21 protein-coding genes and 2 pseudogenes are annotated in these 21951 nt (G+C 43.6%); 12 read left to right on the top strand and 11 right to left on the bottom strand.

The window, feature by feature from the left end; genetic code table 11:
- Positions 1-90 precede the first annotated feature (90 nt).
- The gene (locus tag KFE26_RS03800; protein WP_212599706.1) at positions 91-696 is read left to right on the top strand and encodes a DUF4274 domain-containing protein; all 606 of its coding nucleotides are present in this window, start codon (positions 91-93) and stop codon (positions 694-696) included.
- Positions 697-723: 27 nt separating this feature from the next.
- On the opposite strand, the gene KFE26_RS03795 is transcribed toward KFE26_RS03800, so the two are convergent.
- Positions 724-2085, bottom strand: a complete 1362-nt coding sequence (locus tag KFE26_RS03795; RefSeq protein WP_212599705.1) for an MATE family efflux transporter — start codon at positions 2083-2085, stop codon at positions 724-726.
- 412 nt (positions 2086-2497) lie between these two features.
- Between KFE26_RS03795 and KFE26_RS03790 the strand changes: the two genes are divergently transcribed.
- Positions 2498-3415 carry an alpha/beta hydrolase gene (locus KFE26_RS03790; protein ID WP_212599704.1) on the top strand — a complete coding sequence of 306 codons (918 nt, stop codon included), beginning with the start codon at positions 2498-2500 and terminating at the stop codon, positions 3413-3415.
- 78 nt (positions 3416-3493) lie between these two features.
- Here KFE26_RS03790 and lgt read toward each other — a convergent pair whose 3' ends face one another.
- A complete protein-coding gene (lgt, locus tag KFE26_RS03785) occupies positions 3494-4273 on the bottom strand; it encodes a prolipoprotein diacylglyceryl transferase (RefSeq protein WP_212599703.1) in 780 nt (259 codons plus the stop codon).
- Positions 4274-4489: 216 nt separating this feature from the next.
- Positions 4490-4960 carry a cupin domain-containing protein gene (locus KFE26_RS03780; protein WP_173242850.1) on the bottom strand — a complete coding sequence of 157 codons (471 nt, stop codon included), beginning with the start codon at positions 4958-4960 and terminating at the stop codon, positions 4490-4492.
- Between the two features lie 398 nt (positions 4961-5358).
- On the opposite strand from KFE26_RS03780, the gene KFE26_RS03775 reads away from it, so the two are divergent.
- The gene (locus KFE26_RS03775) at positions 5359-6267 is read left to right on the top strand and encodes a GGDEF domain-containing protein (protein WP_131523762.1); all 909 of its coding nucleotides are present in this window, start codon (positions 5359-5361) and stop codon (positions 6265-6267) included.
- A gap of 160 nt (positions 6268-6427) precedes the next feature.
- Here the strand turns inward: KFE26_RS03775 and KFE26_RS03770 are convergent, their stop codons facing one another.
- Positions 6428-8617 carry an OsmC domain/YcaO domain-containing protein gene (locus tag KFE26_RS03770; protein ID WP_212599702.1) on the bottom strand — a complete coding sequence of 730 codons (2190 nt, stop codon included), beginning with the start codon at positions 8615-8617 and terminating at the stop codon, positions 6428-6430.
- 258 nt (positions 8618-8875) lie between these two features.
- Positions 8876-9106 carry a hypothetical protein gene (locus KFE26_RS03765; protein ID WP_113939077.1) on the bottom strand — a complete coding sequence of 77 codons (231 nt, stop codon included), beginning with the start codon at positions 9104-9106 and terminating at the stop codon, positions 8876-8878.
- Between the two features lie 285 nt (positions 9107-9391).
- Here KFE26_RS03765 and KFE26_RS03760 point away from each other — a divergent pair, with 285 nt between their 5' ends.
- Entirely contained in the window at positions 9392-11056 is a 1665-nt protein-coding gene (locus KFE26_RS03760) for a methyl-accepting chemotaxis protein (RefSeq protein ID WP_212599701.1), read from the top strand.
- 218 nt (positions 11057-11274) lie between these two features.
- Complete coding sequence (locus KFE26_RS03755) at positions 11275-11454, top strand: DUF6435 family protein (RefSeq protein ID WP_028759324.1); 180 nt, start codon at positions 11275-11277, stop codon at positions 11452-11454.
- Between the two features lie 31 nt (positions 11455-11485).
- On the opposite strand, the gene KFE26_RS03750 is transcribed toward KFE26_RS03755, so the two are convergent.
- Together KFE26_RS03750 and KFE26_RS03745 are read right to left on the bottom strand one after the other, a co-directional pair.
- Positions 11486-11902, bottom strand: a complete 417-nt coding sequence (locus KFE26_RS03750; RefSeq protein ID WP_212599700.1) for a ribosome recycling factor family protein — start codon at positions 11900-11902, stop codon at positions 11486-11488.
- Positions 11903-12068: 166 nt separating this feature from the next.
- Entirely contained in the window at positions 12069-12956 is an 888-nt protein-coding gene (locus KFE26_RS03745; protein ID WP_212599699.1) for a LysR family transcriptional regulator, read from the bottom strand.
- A gap of 99 nt (positions 12957-13055) precedes the next feature.
- Between KFE26_RS03745 and KFE26_RS03740 the strand changes: the two genes are divergently transcribed.
- The 4 genes and pseudogenes from KFE26_RS03740 to KFE26_RS03725 all read left to right on the top strand — a co-directional run.
- A complete protein-coding gene (locus KFE26_RS03740) occupies positions 13056-13679 on the top strand; it encodes a short chain dehydrogenase (protein ID WP_212599698.1) in 624 nt (207 codons plus the stop codon).
- A gap of 193 nt (positions 13680-13872) precedes the next feature.
- Complete coding sequence (locus tag KFE26_RS03735; RefSeq protein WP_006080205.1) at positions 13873-14118, top strand: DUF3297 family protein; 246 nt, start codon at positions 13873-13875, stop codon at positions 14116-14118.
- Positions 14119-14499: 381 nt separating this feature from the next.
- Positions 14500-15030: an SMI1/KNR4 family protein gene (locus KFE26_RS03730; RefSeq protein WP_212599697.1), complete on the top strand. Its 531-nt coding sequence runs from the start codon at positions 14500-14502 to the stop codon at positions 15028-15030.
- A gap of 17 nt (positions 15031-15047) precedes the next feature.
- Positions 15048-15128, top strand: a pseudogene (locus KFE26_RS03725) (DUF3297 domain-containing protein); the annotation flags it as partial.
- A 92-nt stretch (positions 15129-15220) separates the two neighbouring features.
- Here the strand turns inward: KFE26_RS03725 and thrS are convergent.
- Positions 15221-16420 carry a threonine--tRNA ligase gene (gene thrS / locus KFE26_RS03720; protein WP_283090345.1) on the bottom strand — a complete coding sequence of 400 codons (1200 nt, stop codon included), beginning with the start codon at positions 16418-16420 and terminating at the stop codon, positions 15221-15223.
- A gap of 266 nt (positions 16421-16686) precedes the next feature.
- Here thrS and KFE26_RS03715 point away from each other — a divergent pair.
- Positions 16687-16755 (top strand): annotated as a pseudogene (locus tag KFE26_RS03715) (DUF3297 domain-containing protein); the annotation flags it as partial.
- 61 nt (positions 16756-16816) lie between these two features.
- Here KFE26_RS03715 and KFE26_RS23960 read toward each other — a convergent pair.
- Positions 16817-17242, bottom strand: coding sequence for a substrate-binding periplasmic protein (locus tag KFE26_RS23960; RefSeq protein WP_409437974.1), 426 nt, complete (start codon positions 17240-17242; stop codon positions 16817-16819).
- Entirely contained in the window at positions 17230-17637 is a 408-nt protein-coding gene (locus KFE26_RS23955) for a hypothetical protein (RefSeq protein WP_249195580.1), read from the bottom strand. Before KFE26_RS23955 ends, KFE26_RS23960 begins: the two co-directional genes overlap by 13 nt.
- 326 nt (positions 17638-17963) lie before the next feature.
- Between KFE26_RS23955 and KFE26_RS03705 the strand changes: the two genes are divergently transcribed.
- The gene (locus KFE26_RS03705) at positions 17964-18524 is read left to right on the top strand and encodes a DUF2726 domain-containing protein (RefSeq protein ID WP_212599695.1); all 561 of its coding nucleotides are present in this window, start codon (positions 17964-17966) and stop codon (positions 18522-18524) included.
- A gap of 494 nt (positions 18525-19018) precedes the next feature.
- On the opposite strand, the gene KFE26_RS03700 is transcribed toward KFE26_RS03705, so the two are convergent.
- Positions 19019-20338 carry an SGNH/GDSL hydrolase family protein gene (locus KFE26_RS03700; protein ID WP_212599694.1) on the bottom strand — a complete coding sequence of 440 codons (1320 nt, stop codon included), beginning with the start codon at positions 20336-20338 and terminating at the stop codon, positions 19019-19021.
- A 628-nt stretch (positions 20339-20966) separates the two neighbouring features.
- Here KFE26_RS03700 and KFE26_RS03695 point away from each other — a divergent pair.
- Entirely contained in the window at positions 20967-21881 is a 915-nt protein-coding gene (locus KFE26_RS03695; protein WP_212599693.1) for a nuclease-related domain-containing protein, read from the top strand.
- The last annotated feature ends 70 nt before the right edge of the window (positions 21882-21951 follow it).

Below are 21951 nucleotides of genomic sequence, written 5' to 3'. Positions count from 1 at the left end.
GCTCCCTTTCTGCCATGTCAGCCTTTTGCTACGCAAGGCTGACGCTGTCTTTTTTATAAACTGTGTGTTCTATAAAAAGAAAGGATTCCCTTGGCTAAATTACTCTCACAAGAACAATTTATTCGCGCCTATGAATGCGCAGAATTTGGCTGTTTTGCCAATCAACAACAACTCGCCAAATTACTCGCCGATCCCGATTACGACTTTTTACATCAAGACAGTAACTACTTTGGCAAAGCGGCAACGCAAATCACCTGTATCAGTGACTTACAAAGTATGGAGGAATTGCATTTTGTCGCGGGGAACTTGAATTGGGACGATCATGACCCAAACATGGTCAGGGCGATTATCGAACATCCACTGTGTGACGCGGGTACCGCCTTATTACTTTACTGGTACGGACAAGGCTTTTATTACTCCACGCCGGAGACGCTCGACACACCTTTTGGACAGCTATTCAAAACCATAACCGATAGATTTGTTACGCGCGGCTATGCCAGTTATAAAATCCATTTTGACCCGATTAAAGAATGTTTTATGCCCTCATTAGAAGACGTTCTTACTAGAGGATGCCAAATTCCAGGGGCTATTTTTGCCCCTTATAGCACTATGGAAATCGAAACCGATGAAGGGCACCCAAGGTATCTACAATTTAAAAATGAACTACTGAAATCGGGCAAATGGGGCAACCAATAAGCGTTGACCTTTTGATATCAGCGCGGTTTAAGCTGGGGTTACTGGCGGAATACGCGTAAAACGCTGCCAGCGACCCGAGCGCCAACGGTGCACCATAATCAATCCACGCACCCACTCATCTGCCGCAACGGCCAGCCAAGCAGCCAACACGCCATAACCTAAATGCAAGCCAAAGAACCAAGCCAATAACACGCCAATGCCCCACATACTAAAGAGACCTATACGCACAGGGAACGCCACATCACCCGCGCCCTTGAGCGCCGAGATAATCACCAAATTAAACACTCGTCCGGTTTCAAGGGCGATAGAACCCGCAAGCAATAACGCTGTTAGTTGGATGACTTCTTCGTTTTCACTCAACCAGCCGACAATAACGAATCGCTGCCAGTAGAAGACTAATACTATGGTCAGTGAAGCGACAAAGCCCACCAAACAGTAACGCTGCACCCGAGTAGTGATTTCATCGAACCATTGTTTACCCACATAGTATCCGGTCTGAATTTGCGTCGCCTGCCCGAGTGCGACTGCAAAACAATAGATAAAACGGCTAATATTCAAGCCATAGGTGTAGGCCGTGAGCGATAAAGTGCCCATCTGGCTGATAAAGTAGATGATGGTCATCTGAGCCACATTGTAAGACAACATCTCGCCAGCATTGAGCAGGCCAATACGCATCACGCTCCAATAAGTGCTGCGAGGTAAAAGCTTAAGTCGTTGTAGTGGCAGCGGGATTTGCTTATGCCGGATCACCATCAGCATGATAAACGCACCGATGATCTGGCTGGTCACTGTCGATATCGCCACCCCTGTTACCCCATAAACAGGTAAACCAAAGGGTGAATACAGGGCAATATAATTACCGATCACGTTCATTAAGCCTGTGCTCGAGGTGACTAACATGGCCGAGCGGGTAAAACCGTAACTACGCAAAATAGCGGCGAAGGCAATGTTCATCACTAGCCCTATGCTCAAGCTGCCGCAAATCACCAAATAGTCATATCCAAAACCAGCCACATCGTGCTCAAGCGCAAATAAGCCGATAATGCCCTTAGCACCAAAGAACATAGATGCACCCATGACCAAGGCTAATACCAAACTCAATACGACACTCGCCACGCCTATGTCTATAGCCTGCTGCGGTTGGCCTGCCCCATTGCTTTGGCTAATCAAAATACTCGCGCCCGTACTCACCATCATGGACATGACCATCATGAAGAACATCAGCTGAGTCGTGAGTCCCACTGCGGCAACCGCATTATCGGAATAATGGCTCAGCATAAAGATATCGCTGATCCCAAGCAGAGATTGCAGCAAGGTCTCGATAAAAATCGGCCACGTCAGGGCAACTATGCCCATACGCTGTTGCAATGTTTTGGGTGCTTTTGCCACGAAAGATTCCTGCAAATAGAGAACGAATAACGAGTGTGGTCGCTGGCTCAATGTGTCGCTCAAACAGCATCTTGGCAACCTATATTTTAGCCAAGAGACTGAAACCCACTTTCACAAATAGACATCAAAGTGCTATCGAACGCACAATCAGGCGGACATTTAACCGCATTAAGCCTGACAGTCAATTAAGTTGGTAATTTTCTTACAAGATACCCTACAACTCAATCTGTAATAGTCAAAAAGATGCCGACTGCAACCGTATTCATTACTAAGTTAATACCAAAGTTAATTTCCGCAATCATGATAGAGCTCATGGCTGAGTGTGAATCTAGGCTACCAATTCAATTAAGCTGCCGATAAACTCAGCCCATTGCAGAACAGCCGAGCGCACTAAAAATTGAGGGAGTATTAAATGAGCCAACTCTATTTAGAAGAGGGAATTAAACAATTGGTTAGCGAGTTTATCGCGGCGGGTTGCCCATCAGTGCGAGAGCAAAGTATTGAGCAACGTAGGCAAGGTTATATTGCCAGTACCGTACTCGCGGGTGAGCCTGAAGAGGTGTTCGAGGTTAGATCTATTTCCATCGATGGCGCAGAATTAACTCTGTTTAAACCCTCGGCGGCAGACAATTTACCTATCGTCATTTACTACCATGGTGGCTGTTTTGTCAGTGGCGGCGTTGAAACCCACAATCAACAACTGCGAAAACTCGCCAATGATTCTGGCGCACTGGTGATCGCCGTTCGCTATCGCCTCGCCCCAGAACATGTTTATCCCGCTGCCCACGACGATGCCTGCCATGCAGCAGAAGTCATCTATCAACATTGCCACCAATGGGGCGGTGATAGCACCAATATCACCCTAATGGGCGACAGCGCTGGCGGCCATTTAGCCCTAGTCACTTGCCTGCGTTTAAAAGCCAAAGGGCAATGGTTGCCACACAAACAAGTGCTTATCTATCCTATGCTCGATGCCACCGCGAAGAGCCAAAGCTATAGCGACAATGGCGAGAAATACATCATCACCCGCGATACCTTGCTAACAGGTTTCGATCTGTATTTAGATTGGCACCCCAGAACCGATGCAGAAGCCAGTCCACTACGCCGTGATGACTTAGCAGGCTTACCAGAAACCCATATCATCACCGCCGAATTCGATCCACTCGTCGATGAAGGTGAACAGCTATTTAGGAATCTATTAGAGGCTGGCGTAAATGCCCACTGCCGTCGTTATCTTGGCGTCATCCATGGTTTCTTCCAACTCTCGGGCGTGAGCCGTTCCGCTCGGGATGCCATGGTGCAGGTGACCAATATAGTGAAGACAGCCTAACGTCATACTTGATGATTAATTCATAAAAAAGGCTTTCTATCTAGATAGAAAGCCTTTTTAACCGTTTGATATTCAGATTTAAACGGTTTTCTTTCGATACGCTAAGAACAACAAGACTATACCTACGGCTAAAAACGGTAAGCTCAGAAGTTGTCCCGCACTTAAGAAAGTTTCAGAGTAAGCCGCTTGGCTAACTTTAATCGACTCAATCGCAATTCGCGCACTAAACACCGACACCAGAAACAGGCCGAAAATAGCCCCATGTCTTTGTTTAATCTGCGTGTATTGATACAAAGCATACAGACCAATAAAGATAGCTAAATAAGCGAAAGCCTCATAGAGCTGTGCTGGATGTCTTGGCAACATGTCGACACGGGCAAATATAATGCCCCAAGGTTGAGTCGTAGGATCGCCTAAAATTTCTGAGTTGGCGAAGTTTGCCATACGCACAAAAAAGCCAAAAATGGCGGTGGCGATCGCGAGTCTGTCCAACAAAAACAGGAAGGGTAGCTTCACTTTACGTTGGTAATAATACAAGGCCAGAATCGCGCCTAAACCACCACCGTGGCTGGCAAGTCCGCCTTCCCAAATCGCCAAGATCTTAAGCGGATGAGCAAAGTAATAAGTCGGATCGTAGAACATACAATGGGCCAAACGCGCACCCACAATAATGCCAACCACACAATAAATCAGTAAATTATCAAGGGACTCAAGATCGAGATTTTCCTTGATATAAATCCGCTTCATCACCTGAAAACCAGCAATAATAGCAACAGCAAACAGGACTCCATACCAATGTATTTTTAGTCCCATAAACGAGATTAATACAGGATCGAGCTCCCACACTAAGTGTTCCAAATTCAATTACTCCATAACACTTGGTACATAGAGGTACGCCAAAAAGCATGTTTTACGTGGTTAAACGCCAATAGACAAGCCTTGTCGTGGGGATATCTTACTATTGAGTCAAATTTAATGACTCAGAGCGACCTTGGTTTAGCCGAATGAGGCAATGTCAACCAAGTTACCATTTAACAAATCAACTAGCTAAATTTAACTGACTTTGGCGCTTCCCTAACGGCTCAGACGTTGGATGATGTCACTATGCTGTGGATATTGGGCTAACAAAGTTTGTTGGCTAAACAGCTCAAAATCATCAAAGGTAAAACCGGGCGATACCATACAGCCCACTAATGAAAAACCATCTTGATTCATGGCTGAACCAAAGATACAGCCCTTAGGGACTAAAAACTGTGGCCGCTCGCCCGCAGCTAAATTAAGCCCTAATTGCGCCGTCGTTAGCACCCCATCAGGATCAATCATGTAAATCGTCAGCGATTGCCCCGCATGGAAATACCACATTTCATCAGCTGTCAGACGATGGAAATGGGAAACCTCTCCCGTACGCAGCAAAAAATAGATACTGCTCCATAATGCCCGAGTCTGATCAAATGCCGTTTCTGAACGATAGGATGAGCGGTAATAACCGCCTTCAACATGCTGCTCTAGCGCTAAATGTTCAATAAAATCATCTGCAGTATGCATTATAAATCCCTGTGTAAAATTAAAACCACAATTAAGGCCCTAGATTCTACTCGAAAATCATCTGTCCACTAAGCACTGCAATGAAGCTTTTTGAACATAAGCACAAACGCTAAAGTTCAAGACATCACGACTGACTCGATACGATCGCAGGGCTTAGGTTTTAAGCCTCAACAGGGATACAACTCTGCGCCATCGAACGCTCTGATGCCGTGGTAAAATCGCGACGACAAATAAATTGTACGGCATATTGTTATGGTTTGTTGTTACCCACAAAAGCGGCTAAATTGTAATGAGTTCGCAGGATGCATTCGCGGCTAAAGCGCCAAAGAGTAGTTTATCTATGATAACTTGGACACGCGGACTTAAGGTTGGGTGATTTTCCACAGGGATTTTAATCGATGATCAAAATAGAAGAAATGGCTTTAGTCCTTGATGCACTTCCTGATCCTACTTTTGTTCTGTCAAAAAGTGGTAAATACATTGCCGTCTTCGGTGGTAAAGATGACCGTTATTACCACGATGGTAGTGGCCTAATCGGCTTGTATCTTAGCGATGTGTTAAAGGCTGACAAACTCAATTACTTTTTACAGGTTATCGAAAGTGCATTAACCAGCCGAAAATTACTGATCGAAGAATATGAATTGAGCAATAAAGATGTCAAAGGCTTACCCGATATAGGCCCTGAACAACCCATTTGGTTTGAGGGACGCATTCAAGCACTAGACTTTCTGGTTGATGATGAGCCAGTGGTGCTTTGGGTCGCCAGTAATATTTCCAAGCGGCATGAGCTTGAACTGCAACTACGTCAGCTCAGCGATACCGATCAGCTGACAGGGCTGTATAACCGTCGCCGCTTAGAACGTGATTTAACCTTCCAATTCGATATATTTCAGCGCCACCGTATTCCCACCTCAATCTTGATCCTCGATTTAGACCACTTAAAGTCCATCAATGATCAGTTGGGTCACTATGCAGGCGATCAAATCATCATCGCAGTTGCCGAAACCTGCCGAACTCAATTTAGAAAAACCGATAGCGCGTATCGTTTTGGTGGCGATGAATTTGTGATTGCCCTACCTGGGGTAGAGCATTCGCAAGCGGTTGAATTTGCAGAATACCTCTGCGATTGCTTTTACACTGAACTGCAAAAATATGCGGTCAATGGCTTGTTTGCCACCGTAAGCATTGGAGTCGCCTCTATCGAACCATTGGATAAGTCCTATGAAGAAACGCTTAAGCGGGCCGATGCCGCCTTGTATCAAGCTAAACGTAACGGCAAAAATCGAGTTATATCAAATACAGCCTGAGTGGACTGAACATTTCAAACCACACATAGCAATAACAAGCGTCCTTAATAAGTGATAGCCACAAGTGCTCATAAGAAGCGCGAATCAAAAGAGCAACAAACAAAAAAGCGAACCAAAAGGTTCGCTTTTAAACACATTAAGCTAATGCCAAATAACAGAATTAATTCAGGTCTTTCGCAGCTTTACGGGCTTGATGCAACTTCTTATAGCTTTCAATCAATCTTAAATGCGGCTCAATGCCTTCGAGCTGCATGCTGGTCTTAGTTAAGCCATAAAAACGCACTTTTCCTGTGACTGAGCCAACGACGTTGTCCATCACTTCTTTACCGAACATACGGTTGAAGTTATGGATAAAATCATCAAGTTCTAACTCTTCATCTAAGGTCACTTCCAGCACAGCATTCATGGCTTGGTAGAACAGGCCACGTTTAACGGTATTGTCGTTAAACTGTAGGAACTCACCGACCAGCTCAATCGCGTCTTCGTGTGCACCGAGTGCCAAATAAATCAGGATCTTAAGCTCAATAATCGTCAGTTTTCCCCACACAGTATTTTCATCGAATACAATGCCGATTAAGGTGCGAATATCCGTGTAGTTATCGAGTTGGCTTTCTTCTAAACGGTTGACCAAATTAGCCAATTGCTTAGTGCTTAACGAATGCAGATTTAAGATATCTTCACGGTACGCCAGTGCCTTGTTGGTGTTATCCCAAATCAAGTCATCAACTGGATAAATCTCCGAATAATCAGGAACTAAAATACGGCACGCCGATGCGCCTAAATCGGTAAACTCGGCGATATACACCTCTTTACCTAACGCTTCTAAGATCCCAAACAGGCCGCTGGCTTCTTCTTCGCTGGTGCCAGAAAAATCCCATTCGCAAAATTCATAATCAAATTTACTGCTAAAGAAGCGCCATGAAATCACTCCTGTTGAATCAATAAAGTGCTCAACAAAGTTTTCTGGCTCGCTGACCGCCATGCTGTTAAAGGTCGGTTTTGGCACATCGTTTAAACCTTCGAAACTACGGCCTTGCAGCAATTCAGTTAGGCTGCGCTCTAACGCCACTTCAAAGCTTGGGTGCGCGCCAAAGGAGGCGAATACACCGCCAGTTTTCGGGTTCATCAGGGTGACGCACATCACTGGGAACTGGCCGCCGAGTGAGGCATCTTTAACCACAACTGGGAAACCTTGCTCTTCTAAACCGTTAATGCCCGCGAGGATGCTTGGGTACTTTTCTAGTACAGACATAGGCACATCGGGCAGGACAATTTCTTGCTCAATAATTTGGCGTTTTACAGCGCGCTCAAAAATCTCTGACAAGCACTGCACATGGGCTTCTTGCAGGTTATTACCCGCACTCATGCCATTGCTTAAGAATAAGTTTTCAATCAGGTTCGACGGGAAGTAAACCGTTTCACCGTCAGATTTACGGGTGTAAGGAATCGCACAAATGCCGCGCTTAACATTACCCGAGTTAGTATCAATCAAGTGCGAGCCGCACAGCTCGTCGTCTGGGTTATAAATCTCTAAGCAATAGTCATCGAGAATACCCGCTGGCAGCGCATCGTCTTCCTCTAACGCAAACCACTTTTCATTGGGATAATGCACAAATTCGCTATTGGCGATTTCAGTCCCAAAGAATTGATCATTATAGAAAAAGTTGTTATTCAGACGCTCAATAAACTCGCCGAGTGCCGAGCACAGCGCGCTTTCTTTGGTCGCGCCTTTACCATTGGTGAAACACATTGGCGAAGCGGCATCACGAATGTGCAGTGACCACACGTTCGGCACTATGTTACGCCATGAAGAGATCTCTATCTTCATTCCAAGATCGGCGAGCATGCCCGTCATATTGGCAATGGTTTGCTCCAGCGGCAGATCTTTACCCAGAATAAAGGTGCTCGATGCGCCATTAGGCTGGCCCATTAACATGGCATTGGCGTCTGAATCTAGGTTCTCGACGGTTTCAATTTTAAATTCTGGACCCGTTTGCACCACTTTTTTAACCGTACAACGGTCAATCGAGCGCAAAATACCTTCGCGATCTTTCTCCGAAATATCTTCGGGTAACTCAACTTGAATTTGGAAAATCTGGTTGTAGCGATCTTCTGGATCGACAATATTGTTCTGCGACAGTCTAATGTTATCCGTTGGAATATCACGGGCTTTGCAATATACCTTCACGAAATAGGCCGCACACAGGGCTGACGATGCTAAGAAATAGTCAAACGGACTAGGGGCAGAACCATCCCCTTTGTAGCGGATTGGCTGATCGGCGGTCACGGTAAAATCATCAAACTTGGCTTCAAGTCTAAGATTGTCGAGAAAATTAACTTTGATTTCCATTGAATATGATTTCCACTAAATATGCGAGTCTGTAGCAGCCCATCGACCAAGTCGCGTCATTGGTAATGAGTCATTAAGGGTGAATTATCGGTGTTTTTGGCCCATTAGTCTTGGGTTAATTATGTTAAAAACCATAATCAGGGCATTTACGGCTGAGCTTGACGGTTTGAATAGCAGGGTTAAGCGAGTACTTAGATTGAGTCTCAAGAAGGCGAGGAAACCAATGAGTCGCAGAGTAACACTCTGTGCAAAAACACATTATGGATGTTTTTCAGTTTCTCGCTTAACCAACAGAAAGGTTAAATACATCTTAGTCGGTAATGACAAGGCCATGCCAAAGGCGACACACATAGCGCTGATAATAATCCCTTGCACGCCCATCGCCTCAACAGTTTCATTAAAGTTATGTAAGTAGATGCCCAACGCAATAAGACAAATGCCTACAGTAATGCAGATTTTCAGCGTTAGGATCAACTTTTCATTCGTCACAACCCTGCCCTTACTGTTCGCCACTATCTACACCAGGCTGCACCAGCTCTAGCTAATTTTGCATCAATTTTAGCTAATATAGTGAACTCATTGGGCCCATATAGTGTTGATAAAGATCAAAAGAAAGGCCTAGATTCACAGCATAGTTAACAATTTTGGAATAAATCAACAGCGCGCATTTTATCGATTTCCATTACATTTTTGTTAACTTAAACACTTAAGAATGCGGGAAATTAGCTATACTGCCCTGCAATAAAAGAGATGTTCATCATGGAGTCGTCAAGCATGTCTAATTTCAGCCTACGTAATAAATTACTGCTGTTGTCGTTATTCCCTTTAATTTTTACTTTGTTCGTACTCATGACAGTTTCTTACTATGTCGAAAAAGACGCCCTTGCAGATGAAGTGACGACCTTTAGAACTAAGCTCATCGGTGAACGTAAAACACAAATAAAAGAAGCCACCGAAATTGCCGCAGGAATAGTGCAGTATCAGTTGTCTTTAAAAGAAAATGGCAATGTAAACCAAGCGCTACGTGATATCCGTTTTGGCAGTTCTGGTTACTTCTTTATTTACGACTCCCAAGGTAAAAACCTGTTCCATGCCGTCATGCCCAACCTCGAAGGGCAAAATAAAATTGATATGACAGATCCCCGCGGCACTAAAATCATTGTCGGTTTACTCGATGCCGCTAAAAAAGGGGACGGTAACTTCTCGTTCTACTTTCAAAAACCCAATACCAATGAGCAAATTGAAAAAATCGGTTACTCCATGATGATCCCTGGCACTGACTGGATGCTAGGCACGGGAGTCTATATCGATGATATCGACACTGTCGTTGAGGATTATCGTGCGACGGTCACTGAGCAGATGATCGAAAAATCCTATGCCATTCTGTTAATTGCGCTGTTACTCGCCGCGATTACTGTCGCTGTTATTCTGATCACTGCCCAACGTATGGTCGCGCCCATTAAAAATATGGCGAATAACTTAAACGATATCGCTAAAGGCGAAGGCGATTTAACCAAACGTCTTATTGTGAAAGGTGAAGATGAAATTGCACAATTAGGTCAATCCTTTAACCTGTTTGTCGATAAACTCCAAACCATCATAGGCGATGTGGCAAACGCGACGGCTAAAGTTAAAACCGCCGCCAACGCGATTCACGATCAAACCAAAGTCATGTCGAGCCAACTCATCAGCCATAACAATGAAACTGATCAAGTGGTTACCGCTATTACTGAAATGTCAGCCACCGCCAGCGAAGTAGCGCAAAATACCACGCAAGTGGCTGAAGCGACTCACGCTGCCACTGGCGATGTAGCCAATGCTCAGCGCTGCGTCGATGCTTCTTTAGAAGAAATTTCGGCACTCATGGCGCAAATCAACAATGCGGCGGGCAGTATTCAATCCTTGAGCGAACAGTCTAAAAAAATCAACAACGTGCTGTCAGTGATTGGCGGTATTGCTGAGCAAACTAACCTATTGGCATTAAATGCCGCCATCGAAGCTGCCCGCGCCGGAGAACAGGGCCGAGGCTTTGCCGTGGTGGCCGATGAAGTGCGTAACTTAGCGAGCCGAACGCAATCAAGCACTTTAGAAATCAACGAGATGCTAACTGAACTGCACAAGCTTGTGGCGCTAGCGGTGAAAACGATGGAAGAAAGTCAGCAAAGCTGCGTACGCTCGGTAGACTCTTCCCGTGCAATTTCTGAAAGCCTAGGCTCAGTGACATCGGCGGTCACGGCAATTAACGACATGAGCACCCAAATTGCGACTGCTGCCACGGAACAAAGCTCTGTAACCGAAGAAATCAACCGTAATGTGTTCGCCATCCAAGAGATTGTGAATGAGTTACTCCATTCCAGCGAAGATGCTGCCAGAGTCAGCCAGACCGTGTCGCAGGAAGGAATTAACTTAGGTAAGCTCGTCGGTCAGTTTAAGATTTAAAAATATTTTCAATGGGTTGCAAGCTAAATAAGACATCGCAACCCATTGGTTTGCTGAAAATGTAAGATAAGGTCTCAGCCTTGCTGAGGCCGGATGGCAGTGGAATTGAAGGATTGTGGATTGGAAGTTGAAGGCACAGCTTTTAATTTCAAAAAGTAAAACCTAAATCCCATTGCCTACGTATATAAGCCCAAATACCCAATCCAATAGAAATGGCCATGTTCTCAATATTTAAGAAAAATCCCTTAAAAAAATTAACTCAGCAATATAACGCCAAGCTTGAACAAGCTATGCATGCCCAGAGAAAAGGCGATATTAGATCCTACTCAATGCTGACCGCTGAAGCCGAGCAAATCGAAAATCAAATAAAAGTGTTAGAAACAACAAGCCATAAATAAACCTTCAAAGCAAAAACACTCAGCAGACAAACTACCAAGAGTCGGCTTGAAAACGTGCCAATCTGGCCTCTGTGACTGTGCATTGGGTCAATTGCATCAACTCACCTAAGGTAATCGCAGGGTTATCTGTGATAAGCCGAATCAGCTTAGCGTCTAATGGTTCAAGTTTGTCCGCATGTTGCAGCAAGGCTGACTCCAACTTTTTGATAAGATAACCAAACTGGCCATCTTTAGCTGTTAACTGCTGCGCCAGCAATGGCTCACTTTGTAAATGCGCACAGCAGGATTGGATCTTAATCGCCGCGCCAACAATGCACCAATTCCTTGAACGCCGCACACGCTTAAGCTCGCAATCATATTGGGTTGCAATCACTTGAGCTTGTTTAACCGCCTCCCGTCCAATTCGATGAATCAGCGAGGGCAGCGAGATACTAATGTCGTCGTTCATAACGCTTGGTTAATCGCCGCTCTTTTTATGCCTGCATGGGTAAAAGCCTGCTCGACTTTACATTCAAATACAAAAATTCAATGCGCGGCAGTGTACTCTGCCTCACTTTATTCTAAAAGCTCCACCCTCTGCCGGATAAGATTTGATGCGATTATGCTTTTACTCATTAACCCACATATTTTGAGTGAGTTTCGCACCAAGTTTGTAGCTTATGTTGTAAATCGCGCAGCTTCTTTGGGTAATGGCTCTGCTTGGCATAAACCATATACAACTCATGTGGATAGCATTGCCATTGGGGAACGAGCAAAGTGAGTTTGTGCTGAACGATATCCTCCTCTACCAAATAATAAGGCAGGCTAGCGATACCTGTACCACTCAAAGTAAGAAGATGTGTAGTGGCATAGTTTGAACTGCACAGTGCAGGCTCAAAAGTGAGCGTGAGACTGTCCCCTGTGAGCGGTTCAAACACCCACTGAGTTTCGCCCGAAGACAATAGACGATAATGGCGTAAATCATCAGGGTGACGAACTTCTGCGGCTGCGGGATGCGCGGGCGAAACCACTAAGACATGGCGAATTCTGCCAAGATATCTGGCGATCAGATTATCGCTGTGCGCAATGCTTGTTCTTAAGGCGAGATCAAAATTACCGAACTCAACATCTTGAATACTCTGCTCAAAACACAGTTCGAGTTTCACTTGAGGATACGAAGCAATAAACTGAAGCAGCATAGGACTCAGCAATTTTTTGCCCAGTTCCGTTGGAGCGGTGAATTTTAAAGTCCCACAGGAGTCCTGCGTTAAATCCTGCACTAAACGTCCAGCTTCATTGGCCAGCCTCTCGATTTCGCAGGCTTTACCATATAATGCTTGCCCTGCTTCGGTCATTGATACTCGCCGCGTGGTTCGGTGGAGTAATTGACAACCCATTTCATCTTCAAGGGATTTAACATGGCGCGACACTAAGCCTTTAGATGCGCCGAGTTGTTCAGACGCAGCGCTAAAACTGTGCATTTTGGCAACCAGCATAAATGACTGCAGATGAGTGAGATTCATCAATTAAGCCTATTAACGAAACAATGTGGTGATTATATGCGCTTTTTCTATTTAATTAACCAGATTATCCTCAATTCGTATTCAATTTAGGAGCATGTCATGAAAATAGTCGTAGTGGGTGCATCAGGCACAATCGGACAAGCCATAGTCCGCTTATTTCATTCAACTCAGCATGAAGTTATTCAGGTAGGGCGAACAACGGGGGATGTCCTGATAGACATTCGGGATGAACATTCACTTCATCAAGGGCTAGAAAAAATCGGTAAAGTCGATGCAATGATTTCGGCCATGGGTGATGTCGTGTTTAAACCCTTTAACGCTATGACTCAAGCAGACTGGTATACAGGGCTCCAAAGTAAGTTATTGGGGCAAATACAGTTAGTGCAAATAGGTAGCCAATACCTCAACGCTGGGGGCAGTTTTACACTGACCAGTGGCATTATTGCCGATGTCCCAGTAAAAGATGGCATCAGTGCCGCCACAATCAATGGCGCACTTGAGCATTTTGTTACCGCCGTCGCGGGTGAATTACCTGCGCAGCAGCGGATAAACATTGTCAGCCCAACGGTATTAAGCGAGTCATTAGCGAGCTATCAGGACTATTTTCCCGGTTTTAGTGCAATCAATGCCGACATATTAGCCAAGGTTTATTTGCGCTCAGTCATGGGCAGAGAAAACGGCCGAGTGCTGAAAGCCTTTTCCAGCTGCGGCACAGTGTCCTAACAGCTGTGCCCTAACAGCAGTGCCCTAACAGCAGTGTCTTAACAGCAGTGTCCTAACAGCGGTGTCCTAACAGGACAACCTAACCTTGTAACGCAAGGCGCGTAATCAGTCACAGTTAAAGTCTTGAGCGTTGCGCTGGGATTGCCTACAATAGCGCACGCTTTTTCACTATAGACAACGACAGATCACGACCATGACCGACACAACATCATTACCTGCTTTACCGGATCGCCTTTCCGTTAACCCACGCAGCCCACACCATGTGGCAGAAATTTTCGAGCACGATATCGGTATTAAGCTCAACGGCAAAGAGCGTTTTGATGTCGAAGAATATTGCATCAGTGAAGGTTGGGTAAAAGTGCCAAGCAAATCCTTAGACCGTCGCGGCCAACCTCTTTTGCTCACAGTAAAAGGCACAGTTGAAGCATTTTATCGTTAAGCTTTAGTGCAAAGAGCTGGATCATAAAAACGGCCAATCTAATTGGCCGTTTTTGTTTGCCCAGCAAATGATACTAATTCAATACTAGTTGCTGAAACTGCACCAGTGCAGTGAACGACTATTCGGAACAGCTATCTAGTCGGTTTTTGGCGAAATGGATTAAATCAAATAGCATTATGCATGCCTACTTATTTGAATATCATTAAGTTTATTTGGGGATTCGCTAGAGAAAGCGTTAGAGAGAGGAGAAATAGTTGATGTCTCGGTAACTCCAATATATAAAGGTCCTTCCAGAATACCGGCAGGTATAACAGTTACTGCTCAAGGTAGTGGTGGTTTCTTTGAAAACATTACTCTTCTTAATCCTCGGGAATGTAGATCATGACCCTATCTGTATTAAATAGCATTTTAGTTCCCCCTAACTTCCCTAATGAATCTGGGATTGGTAACGTTTGGCCTTCTATAGATGAAGGTCTTAGTTTTCCCAGTGATTACATTGCGTTTATTAATCGTTATGGCACAGGAAGAATTGCCGATTTTATTGCGATATTCAATCCATTTACTACAAATTATGACCTTGATTTTTTTGAGCAGAAGAAATCAATCATTGAGGATTTCAATTACCTTAATAATGAAGACCCAGAGTATTTTAAATATAACCTCTATCCAGAAATTAATGGCCTTTTACCAATAGGCGTAACGGATAATGGTGATTGCATATTTTGGGTTGTTTCCGATCTAAAAGACAGTGAGACATGGGGCACTGCAATAATCGCATCTAGATCGCCAGATGTAGAATATTTTGATGAAAATATAACCTCTCTATTGACTGGTTTATTGTTAAGAAAAATAAGATCAGGATCATTACCTAATAGTTTCCCTCCTAAAAATGTTACCTTTGAAAAAATTTAAACAAAAAATAAATGGTCATCCGCAATAAATCATTGGACCACCGCGGCCAACCTCTTTTACTCACAGTAAAAGGCACAGTTGAAGCCTTTTATCGTTAAGCTTTAGCGCAAAGAGCCGGATCATAAAATGAGTAAAGGCTAGCCGTGGGAACCCTAGCTAGCCTTAGATAACAAACACAGTCTTCCTTACGTTATTGTTTGCGCACTAGTTTATCCGCAAGATAGTCAGCTAATTCAGCAAGAGGGATATGAGTCATCACACCGTCTTTGCGGCACTTAACTGACACACACTTCTCGGCCTCTTCTTTATCCCCAACCGTTAAGATATAAGGCACTTTTTGCTTGTGAAAGCGTTTCATTTTGCGGGCAACTGAGTGTTGACTGATATCAACCAACACTCGCATGTCTCGTGCTAAACATAGTGCAGCTAACTGACGGACAAATTGGCTGTTTGACTCATTCACTGAAGCGATAGCAACAGGCACGGGATGCAACCAATCCGGCAGGTTACCCTGTGAGACTTCCAAGAGAATTCCCAACCAACGCTCGATAGAGCCATACATAGCTTGGTGCATAATCACTGGCCGTTCGAATTCACCTTGCTCATTGGTGTAGTGAACATCGAATCTTTCAGGCAAATTGAAATCAAACTGGATAGTGCCACACTGCCAGCGTCTTCCCATAGAATCTGTCAGTGACAATTCAATTTTGGGACCATAAAAAGCCCCTTCGCCAGCTTGATACTCGGCATCAAAGCCCTCAATCTGGCAGGCTGAATCCAATAGCTTTTGTGCTCGGCACCATTGCTCATCGCAGCCTAATGCCTTCTCAGGTTTAGTCGATATTTTTACGTCTAAATTATGGTAGCCGTAATCACCATAAACCTGCTTTGCCCGTTGAAGAAAACCACGTATCTCCTCCTCTGCCTGAGACCAACAGCAAAAAACATGGGCATCATCCTGAGTGAACTGGCGTGCGCGCAGGCAACCATTTAACGAGCCTGAGGATTCATTACGGTGCACCAAGCCAAACTCAAATAGTCGCAGTGGCAAATCTCTATGGCTATGTACCCCGCGCTTAAACAGCAAAATATGGGCAGGACAAGACATAGGTTTTAAAACATATTCATCCATGTTTTCCTTTCCGCCACCGAAAAACATGTTCTCTGCAAACATGTCCATATGCCCAGACGTTTGCCATAAATCCTTCTTCATAAAAACAGGCGTGTTCACTTCCTCAAAACCATTTCGGCGATACACGCGCCTCATGTGCTCTTGAATATCTCGGAATAACGCCCAGCCATTCGGGTGCCAAAAAATCATACCCGGCGCCTGTGGTTCAGAGTGAAATAGGTCAAGTTGTTCTGCAATTTCGCGATGTGTTTTCATCATTCTCTCCTGAGTGAAATCTGAGCGAAATACAAAACCAAGGTATAAAAAAACCCTCTGGCGATTTCGCTCAGAGGGTTTTTTTAAAGACGCAAAAAACTACCCCCCGAGAATTCTCGTGGTGGTAGTGGTGGTGTTAATTGCGCTTACGTATATTTTGTTCATGCGTCAGTAATAACAAATCATCCATATTGCGGCAAGCATTTTGTTTATAAAAAAAATAAATGGCAGACAAAATAAAGACAAAATAAATGGCCATCCATAATGAATTATTGGACCGTCGCGGCCAACCTCTTTTGCTCACAGTAAAAGGCACAGTTGAAGCCTTTTATCGTTAAGCTTTAGCGCAAAGAGCAGGATCATAACAACGGCCAATTAATATTGGCCGTTTTTGTTTGCCTATTCTACTTCTGCGGCTAAACCATAGGCCTGGTAAATCTGTTTTACACGGCCCGATGCAGCCATATCAAGCAGCGCCCGATTAAGTTCATCGAAAATAGCAGCATGGGTAGAGTTACGGGACATACCAAAATAATGTTCGATCCGATTCGACTGACGGTAATCGGCATAGCTAAAACGATCGTAACCGAGATGCTTGAAGGCATTCTCAATGGCGGCACGATCGAGCACCACCATAGTGTCGAAACGCCCCATGATAAACATGCGAGCCATGTTTTCATCATCGGTAGACTCAATTTTACGTAGCGCGGGATCCGTATTAAAACGCTCAAAATAAACTGTGCCCCGTTTAACCCCTACAGTAAGCTGATACAAATCCTCATAGGACTTAATCCGTCCTTCCTCGCCGGCTTTTACGAGAAACAAAATATCGCGAGTCTGAGTGCCGATAGGACCAAGAAACCGTACAAATGCCTCTCGCTCTTCGTCTCGTATCGTATCGTGCGCGGCACAATATCGACCGTGCCTACCCGCAACTCATGAATGCTGCGAGCAAAAGGACGCGCGCTCCATTCGACGCGATAACCGACCTTAGCCGCCGCTTCCTCAAGAATATCCTTTAACGGACTCGTCATAGTATTAGTTCGCTCATCAAGCACCATCTCAGGAGGACGATGCCGAAAATCGGCACGCAACACGTTAGAAAAAGTAGCCGATTGCACCTCAGCGGCGACAATGATGCCCGCGAAAAAACCACAACCAAGCACACACAAAATTGCGTAAACAGAAGGCAATGAAACAAGGATACTTTTAAAATACATAGAGATACCCGCAAATTTATATGTTGCATTTAGCATAACTCAAAAAATCGAAAACTAAAGTGCATAAAACATTAAAATAAATGGCCATCAATAATGAATCTTATACCGTCGCGGCCAACCTCTTTTACTCACAGTAAAGGCACAGTTGAAGCGTTTTATCGTTAAGATGTATGCGTACTGATAATATCGGTACGACTGTTGATGTAGTGGCTAACAAGATGTGACCACTACACTCAAAGACTCATTATTTTTGGCATAAAAGTACTAGCAGCTAACAGATATGTACTTAGCAAGTTACAATGACAATACTAAACAAGGATGTAATGATGAATTCGAATCAATTAATACTTATCGGGCTGGGTTTGGCGATTATCATTTTCGTGCCGCTACTCTTACGCATTTTCACTAATCTGCTTATCCCATCATCAGATAATAACTATCGCTACCGTAAACAAGACGCCCTATTTTCCAGTGCTGAACGATCCTTTCTCGGGATATTAGATCAAGCTGTAGGCGAACAATTCCGAGTTCTGGGCAAAGTGCGTATCGCCGACGTTATCACCCCAGAAAAAGGCATGAACCGCAAACACTGGCAAATTGCCTTTAATAGAATTTCAGCCAAGCACTTCGATTACTTACTCTGCGACAAAAATACACTTGAAGTTATCGCCGCCATCGAACTCGACGATAAAAGCCATAAGCAAACACGTACTCAGCAACGCGACCTCCTCATCGAGCAAGCCTGCGAAAGCGCCAAACTGCCATTAATCCGCTTCGATGCCAAACGCAGCTATCAGCTAGAGCTTATTCGCAGCACTATACATGCAGCCTTACCAGCAAAAACTCACGCAGCTGAAGAGTCGCCACTCATACTGACCGCGGACTAAACATAAACTAAATCCATGAACACTACACATCCTGAGTTTAAGGATGTTAAGCTTGACTCGATTTTTTACCCTTATGCTGCTTTTTGAATTCATGTACATCATGTAAGCGGGCAGCGCTTACTCGTCTAACAGCGCTTGAGATTTAAAGCGGCCTTCCCCAAACGCACCTTTAATACTTGTCTTCACGATTGGCCTTGCGAGCAATTTCTTCAATAAAACAAAGCATAAGCTAGCTAATACTACTTAGCAGCTCATTCTACTCGGCGAGCAACACGTCAAGTAACATGATTTCACCACTGTTCAAAGTATCAACATTATTCGGGCAATTTAACAGCGGTGCTAAAAAATGCAAAAGATGTGGCTTTACTGGCTTAAATTATAACTGACTCAATTGACTCATGGAGGTAAAGCAGCTTTGACTGGCTTACCTCCATATTATTGATTATTTAGAGATATATTTAACCAAAATATCTTACTCGCCGACTATTCTTCTGTTAATGACGATTAAAAAAACCTGTTTCAATAATCTTATCCGCAAAAACTTTATGCACGGCAGTCGTTGGATGAGTGATCCCCCAAAACAGATACTTATCAGAGCCATAGTAGGCGCAATCTTTTGTTAAGCTGTGTGACAACAAATAATCCTTACTACTATCTCTATTGATATCTAAGCAAGCATCTGTGACATTAACAAAACCATACTCTTTAGGATTTTGAATAATTTCATCAAAGATAGAATGAGCATCAAACAACACAAGATCTATACCTTTTGCTTGATACAACAGAGCCTGCTGTTTAATAAAGCCATTGAACTCTTCAATTTTTGATTTTATTTTCACAATATTCTCTTGAGTAGAATACTTGAACTGTGGTGCACGCGTAGCATCAGGCAACGTGAATAAAATAATATGCTGAGCCCCGCCTTCATCAACTAAACGTTTTAACCCATCACTTAAATTCTGACTCACATCTTTAACCTCACGATCATAATTCATAAAATCATTAAGGCCAATTTCAAGTGTAAATAACGTATTTGCAGGCTGGTAATTTTCAGCCTTTTTTAAATAATGAAAATAGGATTGTATTTGATGACCTAAACCGGGAATAATTTTATATTCATCAATACCTGCGGCCCCGCCAACAGACCAATTATACAGAGGAATATTCTGCGATTTAGCTAAATATTCCGGCCATACAAATCCATTAGAAAAATGACCTAAAAACCAAGAGTTAGGATTTGGAAATCGCCACTCAGAACCATTAAATAGATTTCCCGTATCAGACAAACTATCACCAAATGCGATAATTTTGTTAATTTTATTCCCTTGTTCAGCCTTATCTTGCGTCCAGATAGTCTGATTAAATGACAATTTTTCATTAGCAGCAAAGAAGGTAATGTCTGCGACTTCGTTGCTTGAAACGCCTAATGTATCGACACACCGTTGCATGATTTCATCTTGTGACGTCTCTGTATAAAACATATTTTTACCCGAAAGCTTATGTCTCCAAGCGCCTTGAATAGAATAATATTCATCACTGTCCTTTTGCTTTGCCCATCTATGTTCAGTTGCAGGATTATTATGCGTTTGATCTAATCTATACCAACAACGAATATAAGTATGACTGTGACCAGCTTCTAAATGATTATCTGGACCATCAGTCTCATCTATATCATCTATCTCATCGATATCCGCAGATCTAAGCGTTTCCAATATGCTAGTTTGGCTCTCCATATCATCCCTAAACGTTTCATTAGCAGCCCAAGCAGCTGAAAAAGGTAGGGTTAATGAAACAAATAATAAAGCCTTATTCATACATTTCCTTAACAAAAATAAAATCAACACATATAAATTGGCCATAAAATTAAAATTGAGAAACCTAGTAATTCAATAGACTAATAAGTTTTTTCACAGCCAATATCAGATAAATATTAAGTATGGGAGAATAATGATAAAAAACTCAAAAAAATATTATAATTAGTATGTTGACACTTAAAACTGGTCCGATGAGGCAATATAAAATATCCTTACTACGGGCAGTTATTTACATGAAGTGCTTAATCTTGTTTAACACTTGTGTAGATCGGCAAGTTTAGTAAGGAAAAATATCAGAATCTAAAAACGCGACGCGACAAATGATACCTATCAGATCTTTTCCCCAGAGTAACTTGTATACAAGTTGTTATTTAAAATACGTTTTTGTGATAAAGCGCATTGATTAAACCGTATAGAGCGGGTTAAAGTGTGACCACTCAGGAAAATGCAGGGCAAACTCGAACTCAATCATCGAGCACGCCATTTAGGGAAGAAGAAGCAAATCAGCAATGTGCGCCCAAACTCTAAGCAGACAAGTCTGCCACCACTTTCCAAAATAATAAGTACATTTGATTAGCGGGTTATGTCATCGGGTTAACTATTGACTCGCATTACTTCAGGGACGTAAATGACCGATTTCAGCAGCATTCTTTTATCCTACGGGATACTTCTATCTGCCCTACTTGTCACAGTGGGTGTGATGTATGTGTTGCTCAAACATCGCGATGCAACCGTCAAGCTGCCCGTTGATCGTGAGCAACTGGCCCGTATCCCCGCCTATGGATTACAACAGCAAATCCATGATCTGCAATTAGATTTAATCGGCTGCATGATGATGGGACTATTGATTGTTTGCCTTCCATTTGCTGCCAGCAGCATCCAAGCGCATATCACAGCCGGAAAATTCCCTTGGTTGTTCGCCTTAACAGGTTTAATAGGAGTAATTTACTTCGGCATTAAAACTTGGAAACTCTTTTCCAAGCTCATCAAATTACGCCTCGGTCATACAGCAGAAATCGCCACAGCCAATGAACTCATAGGCTTACAAGCCTTGGGTTATCAAGTGTTTCACGATGTCCAAGCCGACGGCTTTAACATCGACCATCTTGTCGTAGGCAAAAATGGCGTATTCGCCATTGAAACCAAAGGCCGCCATAAACGGAACAAAGACCTACTTCAAACCAATGGAAATGGCCCAAGCTCTGGTAAAAAAGGCTATCAAGTATTTTACAAAGACGGACGATTAAACTTCCCCTCGTGGACAGAAACCAAGCCAATCGAACAAGCAGAACGCCAAGCCAAGTGGGTCAGCCAATGGTTAACCAAGGCTACAGGGACACCAGTATCATCAACCCCAGTCCTAGTATTCCCCGGCTGGTATGTCACAAGCCAATCGAAACCACCGTTTCCGATCCTCAACCACAAACAATTAGTCGGCACTATCCCAACACTCAAAACCCAAGCACTCAGCCAGCAACAAGTAGACACCATAGTCTATCAAGTTGCCCAAAGATGCTTAAGTAAAAGTGAAGCGGGGAAATGATGAAAATATGCAAATTTAATCATCCCTATCATTTCAAAAAATACAACAAGGTATTTTATTACAAGGAGTT

This window comes from Shewanella sp. M16, assembly GCF_018224605.1.
Classification (GTDB): Bacteria; Pseudomonadota; Gammaproteobacteria; order Enterobacterales; family Shewanellaceae; genus Shewanella; species Shewanella oncorhynchi.
Note: the sequence above shows the minus strand (reverse complement) of the source record. Positions and strands in the feature narration are given on the sequence as shown.

Excerpts from the sequence above, each read along its gene's own strand:
- KFE26_RS03790 (WP_212599704.1), top strand. The coding sequence starts at position 2,498 with ATGAGCCAACTCTATTTAGAAGAGGGAATTAAACAATTGGTTAGCGAG.
- KFE26_RS03780 (WP_173242850.1), bottom strand. The coding sequence starts at position 4,960 with ATGCATACTGCAGATGATTTTATTGAACATTTAGCGCTAGAGCAGCAT.
- KFE26_RS03775 (WP_131523762.1), top strand. The coding sequence starts at position 5,359 with ATGATCAAAATAGAAGAAATGGCTTTAGTCCTTGATGCACTTCCTGAT.
- KFE26_RS03770 (WP_212599702.1), bottom strand. The coding sequence starts at position 8,617 with ATGGAAATCAAAGTTAATTTTCTCGACAATCTTAGACTTGAAGCCAAG.
- KFE26_RS03760 (WP_212599701.1), top strand. The coding sequence starts at position 9,392 with ATGTCTAATTTCAGCCTACGTAATAAATTACTGCTGTTGTCGTTATTC.
- KFE26_RS03755 (WP_028759324.1), top strand. The coding sequence starts at position 11,275 with ATGTTCTCAATATTTAAGAAAAATCCCTTAAAAAAATTAACTCAGCAA.
- KFE26_RS03750 (WP_212599700.1), bottom strand. The coding sequence starts at position 11,902 with ATGAACGACGACATTAGTATCTCGCTGCCCTCGCTGATTCATCGAATT.
- KFE26_RS03745 (WP_212599699.1), bottom strand. The coding sequence starts at position 12,956 with ATGAATCTCACTCATCTGCAGTCATTTATGCTGGTTGCCAAAATGCAC.
- KFE26_RS03740 (WP_212599698.1), top strand. The coding sequence starts at position 13,056 with ATGAAAATAGTCGTAGTGGGTGCATCAGGCACAATCGGACAAGCCATA.
- KFE26_RS03735 (WP_006080205.1), top strand. The coding sequence starts at position 13,873 with ATGACCGACACAACATCATTACCTGCTTTACCGGATCGCCTTTCCGTT.
- KFE26_RS03730 (WP_212599697.1), top strand. The coding sequence starts at position 14,500 with ATGACCCTATCTGTATTAAATAGCATTTTAGTTCCCCCTAACTTCCCT.
- thrS (WP_283090345.1), bottom strand. The coding sequence starts at position 16,420 with ATGATGAAAACACATCGCGAAATTGCAGAACAACTTGACCTATTTCAC.
- KFE26_RS23955 (WP_249195580.1), bottom strand. The coding sequence starts at position 17,637 with ATGTATTTTAAAAGTATCCTTGTTTCATTGCCTTCTGTTTACGCAATT.
- KFE26_RS03705 (WP_212599695.1), top strand. The coding sequence starts at position 17,964 with ATGAATTCGAATCAATTAATACTTATCGGGCTGGGTTTGGCGATTATC.
- KFE26_RS03700 (WP_212599694.1), bottom strand. The coding sequence starts at position 20,338 with ATGAATAAGGCTTTATTATTTGTTTCATTAACCCTACCTTTTTCAGCT.
- KFE26_RS03695 (WP_212599693.1), top strand. The coding sequence starts at position 20,967 with ATGACCGATTTCAGCAGCATTCTTTTATCCTACGGGATACTTCTATCT.